This window comes from Kitasatospora sp. NPDC057738, assembly GCF_042798815.1.
Classification (GTDB): domain Bacteria; phylum Actinomycetota; class Actinomycetes; order Streptomycetales; family Streptomycetaceae; genus Kitasatospora; species Kitasatospora lactacystinica.
This window is the reverse complement of record NZ_JBHVJT010000100.1, coordinates 1-2,298: the sequence shown is the minus strand read 5'-3', so window position 1 is coordinate 2,298 and position 2,298 is coordinate 1. Positions and strand designations below refer to the sequence as shown.

The window sequence follows — 2,298 nt, the reverse complement described above, 5'->3', positions numbered from 1 at the left end:
GGGGTGGGAGGGGGGGGGGGGCGGGGGACGGGGGGGGGGGGGGGGGGGGGGGTGGGGAAAAGGAGGGGGGGGGGGGGGGGGGGGGGGGTGGCCCCCCCCCCCCCCCCCCCCCGCCCCCGTGTGGCCGGAGTGTGTCCGATCGATCGGTGAGCCTGGCGGGAATCGCCGGGCACGCCCTAGCATCCGGGCATGGACCATCGAGCGACGACGCTCCCGATGCCGCCCGGCTGGCCCGCCCGGATCCGGGCGGTCGCATCCGGCGCGGTGACCCCGCCGGTGCCCAGGCCCGCCGCGACCGTCGTGCTGCTGCGCGACGCCGCCGGGGGGCCGGAGGCCTACCTGCTGCGCAGGCGCACCTCGATGGCCTTCGCGGCCGGGATGTACGCCTACCCCGGCGGCGGGGTGGACCCGCGGGACGCCGAGGTCGAGCCGGGCTGGGCCGGGCCGACGCCCGGGGAATGGGCGCGACGGCTCGGGGTGGACGCCCGGACGGCGCGGGCGGTGGTCTGCGCGGCCGTCCGGGAGACCTTCGAGGAGGCCGGCGTGCTGCTGGCCGGCCCGGACGCCGACAGCGTCGCCGCGCCGCGCGACTGGTCCGCCGAGCGGGCCGCGCTGGAGGCGCACGAGCTGTCCTTCGCCGAGTTCCTCCGCGACCACGGCCTGGTGCTGCGCAGCGACCTGCTGGGCGGCTGGGCCCGCTGGATCACCCCCGAGTTCGAGGAACGGCGCTACGACACCTGGTTCTTCGTCGCCGCGCTGCCGGCCGGCCAGCGCGCGGCCCTGGAGGTCGGCGAGGCCGACCGGGTCGCCTGGCTGACCCCCGCCGAGGCGGTGCGCGGCCACCGGGAGGGCCGGTTCGGCATGCTGCCGCCGACCGTGACGGTGCTGCGCGAGCTGTCCTCGGCCCGGACCGCGGCCGAGGCACTGGCCGCGGCCGCCGACCGCCCGCTGACGCCGGTCCTGGGCCGGGCCGAGATCCGCGGCGACCGCCTGACGGTCCGCTGGCCCGGATACCAGGAACTGACCATCGACGGGGAGTTCCCCGAGGGCTCCTGACCGTTCCACCGGTGGGGCCTCCCGGGCCCCCGTACCGGCTGCGGGTCGTACACCCCGCAGGACGCGACCATCCCGTACCGACGCAGAGAGAGGACCGACGCCCGATGACCCACAACGACGTGGCTCGCCGGACGGCGCCCGAGATGCCCGCCCGCCGTCTGACTCCCCGTGACCCCGCCTGCGTGAGCCAGGTCCCGTTCGTCGAGGTGGCGCAGCGCGCCCTCGTCCGGGCACTGCCGCTGCGGGCCCTGCACCGAGACGGCGGAGGCGGCCGGTGAGCGGACTCCTTCCGGGCGACCCCGCCGCCGCCGTCGGCGGCGAGGCCACCCCTCGGGCGCTGTGCGTGCTGGCACCGAACCCGTCGCCGATGACGCTGGACGGCACCAACACCTGGCTGCTCTCCGAGCCCGGCTCGGACCTCGCGGTGGTGATCGACCCGGGCCCGCTGCACGAGGGCCACCTGCGCCGGGTGGTCGACCTCGCGCGGGAGCGGGGCAAGCGGATCGCGCTGACCCTGCTCACCCACGGCCACGCCGACCACTCCGAGGGCGCGGCCCGCTTCGCCGAGCTGACCGGCTCCGAGGTGCGGGCCCTGGACCCGGCGCACCGGCTGGGCTCGGAAGGCCTGGTGGGCGGCCAGCGCCTGGACGTCGGCGGTCTCGACCTGCGGGTGGTGGCCACTCCGGGGCACACCTCGGACTCGCTGACCTTCCACCTGCCGGACGACGGCGCGGTGCTCACCGGCGACACCGTGCTCGGCCGCGGCACCACGATGGTCGCGCATCCCGACGGCCGGCTGGGCGACTACCTGGACTCGCTGCGCCGGCTGCACACCATGGCCTCCCAGCACGGCGTGCGCACGGTGCTGCCCGGCCACGGCCCGGTGCTCGGGGACGCGCTGGGCGCCGTCGACTTCTACCTGGCCCACCGGGCCGCCCGGCTCGCCCAGGTGGAGACCGCGGTCGAGGCGGGCTGCCGGACCGCGCCCGAGGTGGTGGCCCGGGTCTACTCCGACGTGGACCGGGCGCTGTGGCCGGCGGCCGAGCTGTCGGTGCGGGCCCAGCTGGAATACCTGGAGGACCACGGGCTGATCCCGGGTGCCGAGTGATCCCCTGAACGCTGGAACGCGGGGGTGAACGCGGAGGGGGGCATCCCGGGTCGGCGGGGACCCCCCCTCTTTCGGGGATTACGAGTGTTTTCCCCGCGGTCACGCAAAAGGGGCGGCAAACCCTCCACATCCCG

3 protein-coding genes are annotated in these 2,298 nt (G+C 77.2%); all 3 read left to right on the top strand.

Annotation, left to right across the window (positions count from 1 at the left end):
• Positions 1-189 precede the first annotated feature (189 nt).
• The 3 genes from ACFVGO_RS35860 (at position 190) to ACFVGO_RS35850 (ending at position 2,164) form a co-directional block, all read left to right on the top strand.
• A complete protein-coding gene (locus ACFVGO_RS35860) occupies positions 190-1,056 on the top strand; it encodes an NUDIX hydrolase (RefSeq protein ID WP_359905707.1) in 867 nt (288 codons plus the stop codon).
• A gap of 104 nt (positions 1,057-1,160) precedes the next feature.
• Positions 1,161-1,334 (top strand): hypothetical protein, encoded by a 174-nt coding sequence (locus tag ACFVGO_RS35855; protein ID WP_359905710.1) that lies wholly within the window; start codon positions 1,161-1,163, stop codon positions 1,332-1,334.
• A complete protein-coding gene (locus ACFVGO_RS35850) occupies positions 1,331-2,164 on the top strand; it encodes an MBL fold metallo-hydrolase (protein ID WP_359905713.1) in 834 nt (277 codons plus the stop codon). Before ACFVGO_RS35855 ends, ACFVGO_RS35850 begins: the two co-directional genes overlap by 4 nt.
• The last annotated feature ends 134 nt before the right edge of the window (positions 2,165-2,298 follow it).